At 68.2% G+C, this 15,516-nt stretch carries 13 protein-coding genes and 2 pseudogenes; 7 read left to right on the top strand and 8 right to left on the bottom strand.

Annotated features, from left to right (window positions below):
- Nucleotides 1-69 precede the first annotated feature (69 nt).
- Nucleotides 70-816, bottom strand: a complete 747-nt coding sequence (gene gloB, locus ACZ1HC_RS14250; protein WP_472700541.1) for a hydroxyacylglutathione hydrolase — start codon at nt 814-816, stop codon at nt 70-72.
- A gap of 58 nt (nt 817-874) precedes the next feature.
- Between gloB and ACZ1HC_RS14245 the strand changes: the two genes are divergently transcribed.
- The 6 genes and pseudogenes from ACZ1HC_RS14245 to ACZ1HC_RS14220 all read left to right on the top strand — a co-directional run bounded on the left by ACZ1HC_RS14245 (nt 875) and on the right by ACZ1HC_RS14220 (nt 7,107).
- On the top strand, nt 875-1,720 hold the full coding sequence (locus tag ACZ1HC_RS14245) for a class I SAM-dependent methyltransferase (protein ID WP_472700540.1): 846 nt from the start codon (nt 875-877) through the stop codon (nt 1,718-1,720).
- 492 nt (nt 1,721-2,212) lie between these two features.
- Nucleotides 2,213-2,779, top strand: a complete 567-nt coding sequence (locus ACZ1HC_RS14240) for a F0F1 ATP synthase subunit delta (RefSeq protein WP_472700539.1) — start codon at nt 2,213-2,215, stop codon at nt 2,777-2,779.
- Entirely contained in the window at nt 2,779-4,314 is a 1,536-nt protein-coding gene (atpA, locus tag ACZ1HC_RS14235; protein WP_472700538.1) for a F0F1 ATP synthase subunit alpha, read from the top strand. Before ACZ1HC_RS14240 ends, atpA begins: the two co-directional genes overlap by 1 nt.
- A 12-nt stretch (nt 4,315-4,326) precedes the next feature.
- A complete protein-coding gene (locus ACZ1HC_RS14230; protein ID WP_472700537.1) occupies nt 4,327-5,205 on the top strand; it encodes a F0F1 ATP synthase subunit gamma in 879 nt (292 codons plus the stop codon).
- Between the two features lie 17 nt (nt 5,206-5,222).
- Nucleotides 5,223-6,648 (top strand): annotated as a pseudogene (gene atpD, locus ACZ1HC_RS14225) (F0F1 ATP synthase subunit beta).
- 9 nt (nt 6,649-6,657) lie between these two features.
- A complete protein-coding gene (locus tag ACZ1HC_RS14220) occupies nt 6,658-7,107 on the top strand; it encodes a F0F1 ATP synthase subunit epsilon (protein ID WP_472700536.1) in 450 nt (149 codons plus the stop codon).
- 53 nt (nt 7,108-7,160) lie between these two features.
- Here the strand turns inward: ACZ1HC_RS14220 and ACZ1HC_RS14215 are convergent.
- Nucleotides 7,161-8,137, bottom strand: a pseudogene (locus ACZ1HC_RS14215) (GlxA family transcriptional regulator).
- A 130-nt stretch (nt 8,138-8,267) separates the two neighbouring features.
- Between ACZ1HC_RS14215 and ACZ1HC_RS14210 the strand changes: the two are divergent.
- Complete coding sequence (locus ACZ1HC_RS14210; protein ID WP_472700535.1) at nt 8,268-9,674, top strand: class II 3-deoxy-7-phosphoheptulonate synthase; 1,407 nt, start codon at nt 8,268-8,270, stop codon at nt 9,672-9,674.
- A gap of 80 nt (nt 9,675-9,754) precedes the next feature.
- Here the strand turns inward: ACZ1HC_RS14210 and ACZ1HC_RS14205 are convergent, their stop codons facing one another.
- From ACZ1HC_RS14205 to ACZ1HC_RS14180, 6 genes are all read right to left on the bottom strand, one after another.
- Entirely contained in the window at nt 9,755-10,492 is a 738-nt protein-coding gene (locus ACZ1HC_RS14205; RefSeq protein ID WP_472700534.1) for a nitroreductase, read from the bottom strand.
- On the bottom strand, nt 10,489-10,962 hold the full coding sequence (locus ACZ1HC_RS14200; RefSeq protein WP_472700533.1) for a MaoC family dehydratase: 474 nt from the start codon (nt 10,960-10,962) through the stop codon (nt 10,489-10,491). Before ACZ1HC_RS14200 ends, ACZ1HC_RS14205 begins: the two co-directional genes overlap by 4 nt.
- The gene (locus ACZ1HC_RS14195) at nt 10,959-12,233 is read right to left on the bottom strand and encodes an MFS transporter (protein ID WP_472700532.1); all 1,275 of its coding nucleotides are present in this window, start codon (nt 12,231-12,233) and stop codon (nt 10,959-10,961) included. Before ACZ1HC_RS14195 ends, ACZ1HC_RS14200 begins: the two co-directional genes overlap by 4 nt.
- A gap of 113 nt (nt 12,234-12,346) precedes the next feature.
- The gene (locus ACZ1HC_RS14190) at nt 12,347-13,444 is read right to left on the bottom strand and encodes a TRAP transporter substrate-binding protein (RefSeq protein WP_472700531.1); all 1,098 of its coding nucleotides are present in this window, start codon (nt 13,442-13,444) and stop codon (nt 12,347-12,349) included.
- Nucleotides 13,445-13,480: 36 nt separating this feature from the next.
- Nucleotides 13,481-14,764 carry a TRAP transporter large permease gene (locus ACZ1HC_RS14185; protein WP_472700530.1) on the bottom strand — a complete coding sequence of 428 codons (1,284 nt, stop codon included), beginning with the start codon at nt 14,762-14,764 and terminating at the stop codon, nt 13,481-13,483.
- Nucleotides 14,761-15,345 carry a TRAP transporter small permease gene (locus tag ACZ1HC_RS14180; RefSeq protein ID WP_472700529.1) on the bottom strand — a complete coding sequence of 195 codons (585 nt, stop codon included), beginning with the start codon at nt 15,343-15,345 and terminating at the stop codon, nt 14,761-14,763. The genes ACZ1HC_RS14185 and ACZ1HC_RS14180 overlap by 4 nt, the downstream gene beginning before the upstream one ends.
- Nucleotides 15,346-15,516 lie beyond the last annotated feature (171 nt).

Genomic DNA, 15,516 nt, shown 5'->3' with positions numbered 1-15,516 from the left:
TTGAGGCAGATGTGATGCCTTGCGCCGCGGATTTCAAGCGCCGCTGCGCCGGGCAGCACGAGGCTGCGGTCAGAAGCTGTCCTTCATGGCGCGCAGGCGGGCGAACACCGCGGCATCGGGGGCCTCTGCCATGCCCAGGCGGTCGCGCAGCCGGGCGACGCGCAGGAAGGGATTCGTCTTGCGTTCCAGCGACAGGGGCGCGGGGGCGCAGGGCTTTTCCTTCGCCTGCACCGCCTCGAGCCGGTCGCGCAGCGCCTGGTTTTCGGGATCGACCGACAGCGCGAAGGCGCCGTTGCCCGCGCAGTAGTCGTGGCCCGAACAGATCAGCGTGTCGGCCGGCAAGGCGTTCAGGCGCGACAGGCTGGCCCACATCATCTCGGGCGTGCCCTCGAACAGGCGCCCGCAACCCAGGGCTATCAGGCTGTCGGCGGTGAAGGCGAAGGCCGACTGCGGGAAATGGAACGCCAGATGGCCGACGGTATGGCCGGACACGTCGATGATCTGCACCGGCTCGCCCAGCACCTCGAGCGGCTCGCCGGGGACCACGCGCAGATCCAGCGGCGGCAGGCGATGGGCGTCGGCGGCGGCGCCGATCACGCTGGCCCCGGTTTCGGCCACGATCCGGTCCACGCCGTCCACATGGTCCGAATGGTGATGCGTCAGCAGGATCGCCGACAGCGCCCAGTCCCGCGCCGCCAGTTCGCGCAGGATCGGGACGGGTTCGGGCGCGTCGATCAGGACCGTGCCCTCGTCGCTGTGCAGCAGATAGGCATAGTTGTCCTTGAGGCAGCGCAGCGTGACCAGTTCCAGCGGCATTGGCAAAGTCCCTTCCGTGTGATGTGCTGAAGCCTGTCAAAACCCGGCCCTGGGCGCAATGCATCACGATATCGCCGATCTTCGCCAGTTCTATTACCAGCGGCCGCTGGGGCGGGTCGTGCAGCGGATCCTGCGCGACCGCCTGCTTGCCCGCTGGCCGGCAGAGGGTTGCAGCGGCATGACGGTGGCGGGCTTCGGCTTCGCCGCGCCGATGCTGCGCCCCTATCTGGCGACGGCGCGGCGGGTCACGGCGCTGATGCCGGGGCCGCAGGGGGTGATGGCCTGGCCGGCGGGGCTGCCCAACCACAGCGTCCTGTGCGACGAGACGGCCTGGCCGCTGGAGACCGGCAGCGTCGACAGGCTGGTGATCCTGCACGGGCTGGAAACCAGCGACGACCCCTTCGCCCTTCTGGCCGAGGCCTGGCGCGTCCTCGGTCCGGGCGGACGGATGATCGTCATGGTGCCGAACCGCGCCGGACTCTGGGCCGCATCGGACCGCACGCCGTTCGGCCTGGGCCGCAGCTACACCACCGGCCAGATCCAGATCCAGGCGCGCCGCGCGGGTTTCGTGGCGGAATGGCACGGCTCGGCCGTCTATATCCCGCCCTCGGACCGCCGGTTCTGGCTGGGCAGCGCCCAGATGTGGGAACGGACGGGCGCGCGGATCAGCCGCGTGCTGATCGCCGGCGTCGTCCTGATCGAGCTGCGCAAGCAGATCCGCGCGCCCGTCGGCCCCGGAATGCGGGTGCAGGTTCCCAGCCCGAAGAAGATCCTGGATGGGGTGGTGGCCCCGCGTCCCGCCCGCGCCCCGCTGGGCCGGAACCAGGGGCATTGCAGGCAGGACGGGGTGACGGACATCGAATCGCCAGACCTGTCCGTATCGCCAGACCTGTCCATAAGGTGAACTGACGGCCGCCGGTCCGGTCGTCTATAGGGGAGGGGTAACGAGTTCGCCGCTTTCCGCCCCGCCCGATGCCCACGGCTTGCGGGTGCGTGGTGGTGGCCGGAGAGCGGCCAGGGTCGTGTATCCGGCTGCCCGGCGCCCGCGCAGGCTACGGCCTGTCGTTGCGCCGGGCAGTTTTCCACGCGTTTTGCAGTCGTTGGCTCGGCCGGACGGGCGGGCGGGCGCACCATCCCGCGGCAAGCCGGTGAGGCGGCCTGCGACAGGGCGTCGCACCCGGTGGCCTCGGGGCCCGGTGAAGATCCGTGCCCGGCAAATCCGGGGGTCCAAGCCTCTCATTTCCGTGCGCTATCCGGTTGCCCGTCCCGGATTCACCTGCTAGAGACGCCGCAGATTTACGAACGGCCCTCCACAAGCCGTGCGACTGCGACCCGCACCCCGCGACAGACCGGCTGAAACCCGGCCCGCCAGTGGGGTTTGCGCAAACCGTAAAGGATGACCGTGGCCAACTCTGTTTCCATGTCCCAGAGCATCGCCGGGCGCTATGCGCAGGCCGTCTTCGACATCGTCAAGGAAGACGGGGGGCTGGACGCCCTGGCCCGGCAGACCGAGGATCTGGGCGCCGCGCTGCACGACAGCGCCGACCTGCGCGCCCTTATCAGTTCGCCGCTCTACAGCCGCCACGACCAGGCCCGCGCCATCGGCGCCCTGTCGCAGAAGATGGGTCTGTCGCCGGTGCTGTCCAACACGCTGCAGCTGATGGCCAGGAACCGCCGCCTGTTCGTGCTGCCGCAACTGGTGCGCCGCCTGCAGGCGCTGATCGCCGAGGAACGCGGCGAAGTCACCGCCGAGGTGACGAGCGCCGTTGCCCTGACCGACGACCAGCAGGCGCGGCTGCGCGATACCCTGGCGCAGAAGTCGGGCAAGAAGGTCAAGTTGAACACCCGCGTCGATGAGGGTCTTATCGGCGGCATGATTGTCAAGCTGGGTTCGCAGATGATCGACTCGTCGATCCGCTCGAAGCTCGCTTCCCTCCAGAATGCTATGAAAGAGGTCGGATAATGGGAATCCAGGCAGCCGAGATTTCGGCGATCCTCAAGGATCAGATCAGGAACTTCGGCCAGGAAGCCGAAGTGGCCGAGGTGGGCCAGGTGCTGTCCGTCGGTGACGGCATCGCCCGCGTCTATGGCCTCGACAAGGTGCAGGCCGGCGAGATGGTCGAGTTCCCGGGCGGCGTGCGCGGCATGGTGCTGAACCTGGAAACCGACAACGTCGGCATCGTGATCTTCGGCGACGACCGCGACATCAAGGAAGGCGATACCGTCAAGCGCACCCGGTCGATCGTGGACGTGCCGGTGGGCAAGGGTCTTCTGGGCCGGGTCGTGGACGCGCTTGGCAACCCCATCGACGGCAAGGGCCCGATCGAGGCGACCGAGCGCCGCATCGCCGACGTGAAGGCCCCCGGCATCATGCCGCGCAAGTCGGTCCACGAGCCGATGGCGACGGGGCTGAAGGCGGTTGACGCGATGATCCCCGTTGGCCGCGGCCAGCGGGAACTGATCATCGGCGACCGCCAGACCGGCAAGACCGCCATCGTCCTGGACACCATCCTGAACCAGCAGAACTACAACGGCCGCGAGGCCGACGGGATGAAGACGCTGCACTGCATCTATGTCGCGGTGGGCCAGAAGCGTTCGACCGTGGCCCAGCTTGTCAAGAAGCTGGAGGAAACCGGCGCGATGGCCTACACGACAGTGGTGGCCGCGACCGCCTCGGACCCGGCGCCGATGCAGTTCCTGGCGCCCTATTCGGGCACCGCGATCGGCGAATACTTCCGCGACAACGGCATGGACGCGCTGATCATCTATGACGACCTGTCCAAGCAGGCCGTGGCCTATCGCCAGATGTCGCTGCTGCTGCGCCGCCCGCCCGGGCGCGAGGCCTATCCGGGCGACGTGTTCTACCTGCATTCCCGCCTGCTGGAGCGTTCGGCCAAGCTGAACGAGGCCAACGGCGCGGGTTCGCTGACCGCGCTGCCGATCATCGAGACGCAGGCGGGCGACGTGTCGGCCTATATCCCGACCAACGTCATCTCGATCACCGACGGCCAGATCTTCCTGGAAACCGAACTGTTCTTCCAGGGCATCCGCCCGGCCGTGAACACCGGCCTGTCGGTCAGCCGCGTGGGATCCGCGGCCCAGACCAAGGCGATGAAGTCGGTCGCCGGCCCGGTCAAGCTGGAACTGGCGCAGTACCGCGAGATGGCGGCCTTCGCGCAGTTCGGATCGGATCTGGACGCTGCGACGCAGCGCCTGCTGAACCGCGGGGCGCGCCTGACGGAACTGATGAAGCAGCCGCAGTATCGCCCTCTGACCAACGCCGAGATCGTGATCGTGATCTATGCGGGAACCAAGGGCTATATCGACAATATCCCGGTCCGCGAGGTCGTCGCCTGGGAAGACGGGCTGATCCAGTTCCTGCGCAACCAGAAGTCCGACCTGCTGGACGACATGACCCGCAACGACCGCAAGGTGTCGGGCGATCTGGAAGAAGCGATCAAGGCCGCTCTGGACGCATACAACAAGACCCGCGCCTGAGAGGGGGAATAGATGCCCAGTCTCAAGGATCTCAAGAACCGGATCGGAAGCGTCAAGAACACGCGGAAGATCACCAAGGCCATGCAGATGGTCGCCGCCGCCAAGCTGCGCCGCGCGCAGGAGGCGGCGGAGGCCGCGCGGCCCTATGCCGACCGGATGGCGGCGGTGATGGCCGGTCTGACCGCGAATGCGGCCGGATCGGCGACCGCGCCGCGGCTGCTGGCCGGCACCGGCGCCGACCGCAAGCATCTGCTGGTGGTGATGACCTCGGAACGCGGCCTGGCGGGGGGCTTCAACAGCACCATCGTCAAGCTGGCCCGGCAGCACGCCGACCGCCTGCGCGCCGAGGGCAAGGAGGTCGCGATCCTGACCGTCGGCAAGAAGGGCCGCGAGCAGCTGAAGCGCGAATACGGCAGCCTGTTCGTCAGCCATGTGGACATGTCCGACGTCAAGCGCGTGGGCTATGACAACGCCCGCGCCATTGCCGACGACGTGCTGGACCGCTTCGAGGCGGGCGATTTCGACGTGGCCACGCTGTTCTACAACCGCTTCGAATCCGTCATCAGCCAGGTCCCTACCGCGCGCCAGATCATCCCCGCCGAAGTGCCGCAAGGCGACGGCGCGGGCGGCGCCTCGGCGCTCTATGACTACGAGCCCGGCGAGGATGCGATCCTGGCCGAACTGCTGCCGCGGTCGGTCGCCACGCAGATCTTCGCGGCGCTTCTGGAAAATGCGGCGTCCGAACAGGGCGCGCGGATGACGGCCATGGACAACGCCACGCGCAACGCCGGCGAGATGATCGACCGTCTGACGACCGAGTACAACCGCTCGCGTCAGGCCGCGATCACCAAGGAACTCATCGAAATCATCTCGGGCGCCGAGGCGCTCTGACACGTAGGGGTAATCACATGGCAGAGGCCACTGGCAAAATCACGCAGGTGATCGGCGCCGTCGTTGACGTGCAGTTCGACAATCACCTGCCCGCGATCCTGAACGCGCTGGAAACCACCAACAACGGCAAGAAGCTGGTCCTGGAAGTCGCCCAGCACCTGGGCGAGAACACCGTCCGCACCATCGCCATGGATCTCGACCGAAGGCCTGGTCCGCGGCGAGCGCGTGACCGACACCGGCGGTCCGATCACGGTGCCGGTTGGCGACGTGACGCTGGGCCGCATCCTGAACGTGGTGGGCGAGCCCGTCGACGAGGGCGCGCCGCTGGCGGTGACCGAACGTCGCGCCATCCACCAGCCCGCCCCCGAATTCTCGCAGCAGGCCACCTCGTCCGAGATCCTGGTCACGGGCATCAAGGTCATCGACCTGCTGGCGCCCTATTCCAAGGGCGGCAAGATCGGGCTGTTCGGCGGCGCCGGCGTGGGCAAGACGGTTCTGATCATGGAACTGATCAACAACATCGCCAAGGTGCACTCGGGCTATTCGGTGTTCGCGGGCGTGGGCGAACGCACCCGCGAGGGCAACGACCTGTATCACGAGATGGTGGAATCGGGCGTCATCAAGCCCGACAACCTGTCGGAAAGCCAGGTGGCCCTGGTTTACGGGCAGATGAACGAACCCCCGGGGGCGCGGATGCGCGTGGCGCTGACCGGCCTGACCGTGGCTGAACAGTTCCGCGACGCGACCGGCACGGACGTGCTGTTCTTCGTGGACAACATCTTCCGCTTCACGCAGGCGGGCTCCGAAGTGTCCGCGCTGCTGGGCCGCATCCCCTCGGCCGTGGGCTATCAGCCGACGCTCGCCACCGACATGGGCGCGATGCAGGAACGCATCACCTCGACCAAGAACGGCTCGATCACCTCGATCCAGGCGGTCTATGTTCCGGCCGACGACCTGACCGACCCGGCGCCGGCCACGACCTTCGCCCACCTCGACGCCACCACGGTGCTGTCGCGGGCGATCTCGGAGCTGGGCATCTACCCGGCCGTGGACCCGCTGGATTCCAACAGCCGGATCCTTGACCCGGCCGTGGTCGGCGAGGAACATTACCAGGTGGCCCGCGACGTGCAGGGCATCCTGCAGAAGTATAAGTCGCTGCAGGACATCATCGCCATCCTGGGCATGGACGAACTGTCCGAGGAGGACAAGCTGACCGTGGCCCGCGCCCGCAAGATCCAGCGGTTCCTGTCGCAGCCCTTCGACGTGGCCAAGGTGTTCACCGGGTCCGACGGCGTCCAGGTGCCGCTGGAAAAGACCATCGCCTCGTTCAAGGCCGTGGTGGCCGGCGAATACGACCACCTGCCGGAAGCGGCCTTCTACATGGTCGGCGACATCGAGGACGTGAAGGCGAAAGCCCAGCGTCTTGCGGCAGAAGCCGCGTAAGGGGGCAGGATGGCCGATACCATGCAGTTCGACCTCGTGTCGCCGGAACGGAGCCTCGCCTCCGTTCCCGTGCGCGAGGTTCGCCTGCCGGGCACGGACGGCGACCTGACCGCCATGCCCGGCCATGCGCCCACGATCGTCACGCTGCGGCCCGGTCTGGTCACTGTGGTGGCGGCCGACGGGTCGCAGAGCGAATTCGCCGTGACCGGCGGCTTCGTCGAGATCGCCCCCGATTCCGTCAGCCTGCTGGCCGAACGCGGTCATGCCCGCGAGGAGATGACCCAGGAGCTGTTCAACGACATGATGACCGAGGCGCATCGCCGACGCCGCAGCGCCGAAGCCCGGCGCGACGCCGCGGGCGAGGACGTCGTGACCGCCGCCGTCAAGCTGCTGGCCGACATGGAGGCGATGGGCACCCATATCGGGCTGGACCCGAACCAGGCCACCGTCCCCGCCTGAGGCGGGACCTTGGACGTCAGGCCCCGGCGCGCCGCCCGCGCCGGGGCCTTTTTTCACGGCTGCGGCGTCCGGCCCGTCCCGCGTTCCCGATAGGGGGTGCTGCCGTAAAGCGCCCGGTAGCATTTCGAGAAATGCGACGGGCTGGAAAACCCCGACGCCAGCGCGATCTCGATGACCGACATCTCGGTCTGCATCAGCAGGTTGCGGGCGCGGGCCAGGCGGGTTTCCATGTAGTACCGCTTGGGGCTGCGGTTCAGATAGCGGCGGAACAGCCGTTCCAGTTGCCGCGTGGACATGCCGGCGTCCTCGGCCAGACGCGCCGGGCTGATGGGGTCCTCCAGGTTGCCCTCCATCCGCGCGATGATCGCGGCCAGGCGCGGGTGGCGGACGCCGATGCGGGTGGGGATCGACAGCCGCTGGCGGTCCTGGTTGGTGCGGATGGTGGTGTGCAGCATCTGGTCGGCGACCTCGGCGGCGATGGCGTCGCCGTGGGCGGTGGCGATCAGGTTCAGCATCATGTCGATGGGCGAGGTCCCGCCCGCGGCCGTCAGGCGGTTGCCGTCGTTGACGAAGACCGACCGATACAGATCGACCTGCGGAAAGGCCTCGGCGAAGCCGTCGTGATTTTCCCAGTGGATCGTCGCCTTGCGGCCGTCCAGAAGCCCCGCCTCGGCCAGGATCCAGGCGCCGGTGCAGACCGCGCCCAGGGTCGGGCCGCCGCGGGCCTGCCGGCGCAGCCAGTTCAGCACCGGCCTGGTCGCCTCGCGGGCGATGTCGGTGCCGCCGCAGACCAGGATCACGTCCTCGCGCTCGGGCGGGGGTCGGCCTCCAGGCCCCCGTCCAGGGCCACGCGCGTGCCGTTGGAACAGGCGGCCCAGTCGCCGCGGGGACCGACCAGCCGCCAGGAATAAAGCTCGCGCCCGGCCGCGCGATTGGCCAGGCGCAGCGGCTCGATCGCCGCCGTGAACGACAGCATGGTGAAGCGGTCCAGCAGCAGGAAGGTGAATCGGCGGGGCTTGTCAGGGGTCATGAAGGGGGTCGCGCGCGTGGTCGGGCGACATCATCAGGAAATATCGGCTGCCGCAAGGGGATCCGCCGCCTTCCCCCCGGGGCCGAACCCGTCTATATCAGCGCGATCATTCCCTCAAGGAGTCCGTGCCATGACGCAGGAGAACCGCAAGACCGCCGCCCGCACCTGGGACAAGGCCGGCTGGCGCGCCTATCCCCGTGTCCAGATGCCGGACTATCTGGACCAGTCGGCGCTGCAGGCGGTCGAGGCGCAGTTGCGCCGCTACCCGCCGCTGGTCTTCGCCGGAGAGGCGCGGCGCCTGAAGGCGCAGCTTGCCGAGGCGGCCCAGGGCCGCGCCTTCCTGTTGCAGGGCGGCGACTGCGCCGAAAGCTTTGCCGAATTCAGCGCGGACAACATCCGCGACACCTTCAAGGTGCTGCTGCAGATGGCCGTGGTGCTGACCTGGGGGGCGCAGCTTCCCGTCATCAAGGTCGGGCGCATGGCGGGCCAGTTCGCCAAGCCGCGCAGCGCGCCTACCGAGGTGATGAACGGCGTCGAACTGCCCAGCTACCGGGGCGACATCATCAACGGCTTCGACTTCACCGCCGAGGCGCGCATCCCCGATCCGCAGCGGATGCTGGCGGCCTATACCCAGGCGGCGGCGTCGCTGAACCTGCTGCGCGCCTTCTCGACCGGGGGCTTTGCGGACATGCACCGGGTGCAAAGCTGGATCGCCGACTTCGTGGGCGGCCCCGAGGCCGCGAAGTACCGCACCATCGCCAGCCGGATCAGCGACGCGATGGCCTTCATGCAGGCGGCGGGGGTCAGTTCGGAAACGGCGCACCAGTTGTCCCAGGTGGACTTCTACACCAGCCACGAGGCGCTGCTGCTGGAATACGAGGAAGCCCTGGCGCGCATCGATTCGACCACCGGCCTGCCCGTGGCGGGGTCGGGCCACATGATCTGGATCGGCGACCGCACCCGCCAGCCGGACGGCGCGCATGTCGAGTTCTGCCGCGGCGTGCAGAACCCCATCGGGCTGAAATGCGGGCCGACCACCACCCCCGAGGATCTGCGTGTGCTGATGGCCAAGCTGAACCCGGACAACGAACCGGGGCGGCTGACGCTGATCGCGCGCTTCGGCGCCGGGAAGGTCGGCGATCACCTGCCGCGCCTGATCCGCACGGTGAAGGCCGAGGGCTCGAAGGTCCTGTGGTCCTGCGACCCGATGCACGGCAACGTCATCAAGTCCTCGACCGGCTACAAGACGCGGGCCTTCGATTCGATCCTGCGCGAGGTGCGCGAGTTCTTCGCCGTCCACAAGGCGGAAGGGACCATCCCCGGCGGCGTGCATTTCGAGATGACCGGCCAGGACGTCACCGAATGCACCGGCGGCGTCCGGGCCGTCACCGACGAGGATCTGTCCGACCGCTATCACACCGCCTGCGACCCGCGCCTGAACGCCAGCCAGTCGCTGGAACTGGCCTTCCTGGTGGCCGAGGAACTGCGCAACCGCCGCGAAGGCGCCGTCCAGACGCCCGACGCCGTGGCGGTCTGAGGGGCCGGCCGTTCGGGCCACGCGCCCCGTCCGTTCGACGCGGATGCGGGGCGGCTGACGGCCCGCCGCCCGCCACGATCCTAGGCGGCCGGCGGGCCGCCGCCCTCGGGCCGGGCAACGCCGGGGGTCTGCGGCAAGGTCGTCACGAAGCGGGCGAAGGAACTGACGGGCTCGCGGTCGGTCTGGAAGCGGTATTCGGGCGCCGCGGGATCGGGATGGCCAAGCGCCATGCCGACGATGACCTGCCGATCCGCGGGAATCTCCAGAAGCCGCGCCACCGTCTGCGCGTAGTTGGCGAAGGCCGCCTGCGGACAGGTCTCGAGCCCCCAGGCGCGGGCGGCGATCATGACGTTCTGCAGGAACATCCCCATGTCCAGCCAGCTTCCGATCTCCATGTCGCGGTCCATGGTGAAGATCATGCCCACCGGCGCGTCGAAGAACGCATAGTTGCGCGCGTGCTGGCGGGCGGTGGCCTCTCGGTCGCCCTTGCGGATGCCGAGCGCGCCGTACAGATCCCAGCCCACCTTGCGCCGACGCGCCAGATAGGGTTCGCGCCAGCGTTCGGGGTAATAGGCGTATTCCTGTTCGGACGGCGTTCCGGCCAGCGACATCGCCGACAGATGGGCCCCGAACTTGGCCAGAGCCTCGCCGGTCAGCACCACCACCTGCCAGGGCTGGATGTTGGTCCCCGACGGCGCCCGGGCGGCGGCCTGCAGGATCTGTTCCACGGTCTCGCGCGCCACGGGCGTGGGCAGGAACGCCCGGATGGACCGCCGCCCGGTGATGGCGTCCAGAACGGCGGCGTCAGACGCGCTCATGCAGGGGTTTCCGGGCCGCCGCGGCCCGCCATCAGGCGCAGCGGCGTGTAGGTGATGACGGTTTCGCCGCGTTGGTTGACGATGCGGTTGGTGGTGCGGACAAGGCCGCGGTTGTTCTTCCGGGCGGGGCGGATCTCGGTGACCTCGATCTCGACATGGATGGTGTCGCCCTGCATCACCGGAGCCTCGACGTTCAGTTCCATGTGCAGAAAGGCCAGCCCCGTCCCCTGGCCCGTGGCGTTGAGCGTCAGGCCTTCGGCAAGCGCATAGACAAGGGCCGCGGGCGCGGGCTGGCCGGGGATGGCGGAATGGGCGGCGCGGTATTCCGCGTCCAGAAACAGCGATTCCAGCATCCCAACCGCAGACACGAAGCCCACGATGTCGGTTTCGGTGATCGTGCGACCGAAGGTGCGGAAGCGGTCGCCCACCGTCAGGTCGTCCCAGTGGAAGCCTTGGCCCAGCAGTTTCATGCGGCGTTCTCCTTGTGTCGTGCCGGGGCCGGGGGCCGGGGCAGGGGCTGGGGGTTTCTGAGGCGCGCGGAATACCAGAACGGCGAGACGGCGCCCACGACGCTTGCCGCCGAGAACAGGAAGGCGGCGCGGTAATCGCCGGTCACGTCGTGCAGGAAGCCGCTCATCCAGGCGCCAAGCGCCGATCCGAAGGACATGGTCATGAAGATCGCCCCGAAGATCGCGCCGACCTGCCCGCGTGCGAAGATGCGCGCCGACAGGGTCGAGATCACCGGCCCGCGCGCGCCCTGGCTGAGGCCGAAGGCCAGGACGTAGATCAGCACAAGCGCCCCGAAGGGCATGACCGAGAAGCCCAGCAGCGCCAGGATTCCCACCAGCGTGGCGCTGAAGGACAGGGTGACGGTGAAGCGGAAGCCCTTGCGCGCCGCCAGCCAGCCCGCGCCCAGCACCCCCACGATCGACAGCATCCCCGAGGCGCCGAAGGCGAAGGCCGCCTGCAGCGGCGGATAGCCCTCGTCCACCAGGAAGCTGACGGTCTGGACCACGACGCTGTAGGTCGAACAGGCGGTGAAGAAGAAGCACTGCACCAGCAGCCAGAATTCGGGCGTGCGGATCGCCGTGGGGATGGTCCAGCCGCGCGTCCCCCGGTCGGGGGCGGGCGGCGCATCCGCGTCCGCAGGCTCGCGGCGCGCGGCCATCAGCGCGGGGTCGCCCCGGGCGATGCGTTCCCAGGGCAGAAGCATCAGGACGGGCAACAGCGCGACCAGGCCCAGGGCCAGCATCCGGTAGGCGGCGCGCCAGCCCTCGGCGTCGATCATGCCCTGGGCCAGCGGCACGATGACAAGGATGCCGGATCCGAAGCCCGCATAGGCGAAGGCCACCGCCAGGCTGAGCTTGCGGTCGAACCACCGCCCGATCAGGGCCGCGGCGGGCACGATCCCCAGGCAGGCCGCGGCGACGCCGCCGAAGGCGCCGTGGAACAGATAGATCTGCCACAGCCTGTCTGCGGTCGAGGCCGCGCCCATCCCGGCGGCCAGGACCGCCAGCCCCAGCCCATAGGTCCAGCGTGGCCCCCACCTGTCCAGCAGCGTGCCCGACAGCGGCGACATCAGGCCCGCCACGATCAGATAGACCGAATAGACGCCGGTCAGGGTCGATCGGCTCCAGTCGAACTCGGCTTCCAGCGGCAGGATGAACACCATGAAGGTATCCATGACCCCGCGCGTGACGAAGTTGAACAGAAAGCCCGTCGCGACCACCACGCCGGCCATGACGATGGCCGCGCGAGGGGGCGGCGCTTCAAGGGAAAGGTTGTCTGACAAAAGGCGCCACGCGGCTGGAAGAAAGACCGCCCGGCGCAGGGCCGGACGGCCGTGATCTGGGGTTACTGGCTCTCGGCCGTCTCGTTGGCGGGCGTCGGGGCGGCGGCCGTGTCCGTGGTGGCGGGCGCCGCGCTGCCGGCCGTCTTCTCGAGCGCGTCGCGGAAGGCGGCAAGGACCTCGGTGCCCGGCAGGCCGCGGGCGTCTAGATCGGCGGCCCAGCGTTCGCCGATGCCGGCCAGATCGGCCTCGATCTTGGCCTTGTCGGCTTCGGGCAGGGAAACGAAGGTCACGCCCGCGTCCACCATCTTCTGCTTGTCCTGCTGGTCCAGTTCCTCGGTGACGGCGCAGGCGGAAAGGATCACCTCCTCGGCCGCCTGGGACATCGCCTCCTGGACCTCGGGGGAAAGCTGCTGCCAGCGGTCCTCGCTGATGACGTAGCTGGCCACGAAGGATCCGAAGTTCATGTCCTGGGTGCCCCATTTCAGTTCCGGCTCCAGCCCGTAGGGCAGGACGCTGGAATGGGGGAACAGCACGCCGTCGATGGTGCCGCGCGACAGCGCCTCGCGGGTTTCAGGCGCGGGGATCGAGATGGGGGTGGCGTCCAGAAGCTGGACGGCGATTTCCTTGGTGCCGCCGGTGGTGCGCAGCTTGAGCCCGCGGAAGCTGTCGGCGCCGGTGATTTCTTGGCGGGCGGTCATCACCTGATAGGGCGCCAGGACCAGGACGAACAGCATCCGCACGCCCTGCGGCGCCAGTTCGGCCTGATCCAGGATCCCGCCCGGCTTGGCGATGCTCCAGTAGGCGTTGGTGCCGTGGCAGGCCTGGGTGAAGGCTTCGGGCAGTTCGCCCACCGCGGCCAGCGGCAGCTTGTCGGCCAGGTAGGACACGCCGGCATAGCCGATGTCCACCACGCCGGTCTGCGCCAGCGACATCAGGTCCTTGGACTTTCCCATCTGCTCGGCGGGGTAGTATTCGAAGTCGATCTCGCCGTTGGTCAGTTCGGTGACCCTGTCCATCCAGACCTTGGTCATGTTCTCGGCGATGTAGTGGCCGACGGGGAAGCTGTCGGCGACACGCAGCGTCTCGGCCGTGGCGGCGCCTGCGGCCAGCGTCGCCGTGCTGCACAGAGCGGCGGCGATGAAGGTGGCTTTCTGGTTCATTTTTTTCTCCCGGTTGTGCTTGTGGTCATGGGTTGGTCACATGGTCGATGGCAGCCAGAGGATCAGGGCGGGGAAGGCCAGCATCAGCGCGATGACGATCAGATGCGCCCAGACGTGCGGCATCACCCCGCGGAACAGTTCGCCCAGCGGCCTTCGCGTGTATCGGGCGACGACGAAGACGTTCATGCCCATCGGCGGCGTCACCATCCCGACCTCGGCGGTGACGACGACGATGACGCCGAACCAGACCGGGTCGAACCCCAGCTGGACGACGATGGGCAGCATCACCGGGACAGTCAGGATCAGGATGGCGATCTGGTCCATGAAGAAGCCAAGGATGATGTAGCCGAACAGGATGATGACCATGATCGCCGTGGGCGACATCTCCAGCCCGCCGATCCACATGCTGAGGTCGTTGGTCACGCGCGACAGCGTGAGGAAATATCCGAAGACATGCGCCCCCAGGATGATGAACAGGATCATGCAACTGGTCTGCGCGGTGTTTCTGAGGGCGTGCCAGAAGCCGTGCAGCGTCAGCTTGCGTTCCCAGAACGCGATCAGCATGGCCACGAAGGCGCCGAGGCCAGCGGCCTCGGTCGGCGTGGAGAAGCCCGAATAGATCGAGCCGCTGACCGCGATCAGCAGGATCAGCATCGGCCCTACCGTGCGCAGCGAGGCGACCTTCTGGCGCAGGGTGTAGGCGCGTCCCGCCGGCGCTGCCGCCGGGTCGATGCGCACCAGCACGGCGACCGTCAGGATGATCGCCAGGGTGACGATGATCCCGGGAATGATGCCGCCGATCAGCAGGTCGCCGATCGGCACATCGGCGATGATGCCATAGAGGATCAGCGCGATCGACGGCGGGATCAGCATGGCCAGCGTCCCCGAGATGGCCACCACCCCGCCCGCAAGCTTGGGCTCGTAGCCCTCGCGCAGCATCGCCGGCATCGAGGTCGAGGCCAGCGTCGCCGCCGCGGCCGTCGAGGATCCCGATATGGCCCCGAAGCCGGCCCCGGCCAGGGCCGTCGCCATCGCCAGGCCGCCCCGCAGGCGGCCCACCCAGATGCTTGCCGACCGGAACAGGTCGTTGGCCACGCCCGAGATGATGACGAACTCGGCCATCAGGATGAACATCGGGATGGTGATGATCTCGTAGCTGTTGGCGGTGGAGAGCGGCGCGGTTCTCAGGATGCCGCTCAGGAACTGCATCCCCCCCAGCATGTAGAGCCCGACCGCGCCGGACACCGTCATGGCCAGCGCCACGGGCAGCCCGACCACCAGGAACCAGACAAGGATCAGAAGGACGATCCAGACGGTCATGCGCCATGCTCCGGTCCGGGGGTGTCGGTGTTCGGCTCGGGCGGCAGATCGGCCAGTTCGCGCCCGGTGGCGGCCGAGGCCGCGTGGGCGATCGTGCGCAACCCGCAGCGCAGCGTCATCAGCGCCGAGCCGATGACCACCATCAGATAGGACGGCCAGGTGGGCCAGGGCACGGTCGCGCTGATCAGGTTGTTGGCGTTCCAGGCGGCCGTCGTGCGATACCAGGCCTGCCAGGCGATCATCGCCAGAAGCAGCGCCGACACCGCATAGCCGATCCCCAGCGAGGCATGAAGAAACCAGCGCGGCAGTCGCGGGGTGAAGATGTCGATGGCGATGTGGCCGTGATGGTGCAGCGTGTCCGACAGCGCGAAGAAGAACACGCAGACCATCAGGTAGGTGCCGATCAGGTCATAGCTCCAGCCCAGGGGGCTGCGGAACGCATAGCGCAGCATGACGTCGGCCACGACGACGACCATGATGACCGCCAGCGCCACCCCGGACAGGAACACGAGCGCCGTCTCGGTGCGGGCCAGGATCGCGGAAAGTCCGGCCTCCTTCCTGTCACTGGTCGGGCTCAGCATCGGTCGCAGACCTTTCTGGCAGCGGTCCGGCGCGGCGGGCGGCTGAAGCCCCGTTTGGCCTGCGGCTGTCGGTGAGAAGGTTCCGTCATCGCGATTCTCCTTTCATCGGTGCAGGCGCAGCGCCCGGGTTGCGATCAGGCCATCGATGCGGTCGGCGTCGATGCCCCAGTC

The organism is Paracoccus sp. BR5-17 (genome assembly GCF_055693925.1).
This window is presented reverse-complemented; position numbering and strand designations above follow the sequence as displayed.

Bases quoted from the DNA above. Each gene is read 5' to 3' on its own strand.
- ACZ1HC_RS14180 (WP_472700529.1), bottom strand. From the start codon at position 15,345: ATGCTGAGCCCGACCAGTGACAGGAAGGAGGCCGGACTTTCCGCGATC.
- ACZ1HC_RS14210 (WP_472700535.1), top strand. From the start codon at position 8,268: ATGACGCAGGAGAACCGCAAGACCGCCGCCCGCACCTGGGACAAGGCC.
- ACZ1HC_RS14195 (WP_472700532.1), bottom strand. From the start codon at position 12,233: ATGGCCGGCGTGGTGGTCGCGACGGGCTTTCTGTTCAACTTCGTCACG.
- ACZ1HC_RS14185 (WP_472700530.1), bottom strand. From the start codon at position 14,764: ATGACCGTCTGGATCGTCCTTCTGATCCTTGTCTGGTTCCTGGTGGTC.
- gloB (WP_472700541.1), bottom strand. From the start codon at position 816: ATGCCGCTGGAACTGGTCACGCTGCGCTGCCTCAAGGACAACTATGCC.
- ACZ1HC_RS14245 (WP_472700540.1), top strand. From the start codon at position 875: ATGCATCACGATATCGCCGATCTTCGCCAGTTCTATTACCAGCGGCCG.
- ACZ1HC_RS14205 (WP_472700534.1), bottom strand. From the start codon at position 10,492: ATGAGCGCGTCTGACGCCGCCGTTCTGGACGCCATCACCGGGCGGCGG.
- ACZ1HC_RS14230 (WP_472700537.1), top strand. From the start codon at position 4,327: ATGCCCAGTCTCAAGGATCTCAAGAACCGGATCGGAAGCGTCAAGAAC.
- ACZ1HC_RS14200 (WP_472700533.1), bottom strand. From the start codon at position 10,962: ATGAAACTGCTGGGCCAAGGCTTCCACTGGGACGACCTGACGGTGGGC.
- atpA (WP_472700538.1), top strand. From the start codon at position 2,779: ATGGGAATCCAGGCAGCCGAGATTTCGGCGATCCTCAAGGATCAGATC.
- ACZ1HC_RS14240 (WP_472700539.1), top strand. From the start codon at position 2,213: ATGACCGTGGCCAACTCTGTTTCCATGTCCCAGAGCATCGCCGGGCGC.
- ACZ1HC_RS14190 (WP_472700531.1), bottom strand. From the start codon at position 13,444: ATGAACCAGAAAGCCACCTTCATCGCCGCCGCTCTGTGCAGCACGGCG.
- ACZ1HC_RS14220 (WP_472700536.1), top strand. From the start codon at position 6,658: ATGGCCGATACCATGCAGTTCGACCTCGTGTCGCCGGAACGGAGCCTC.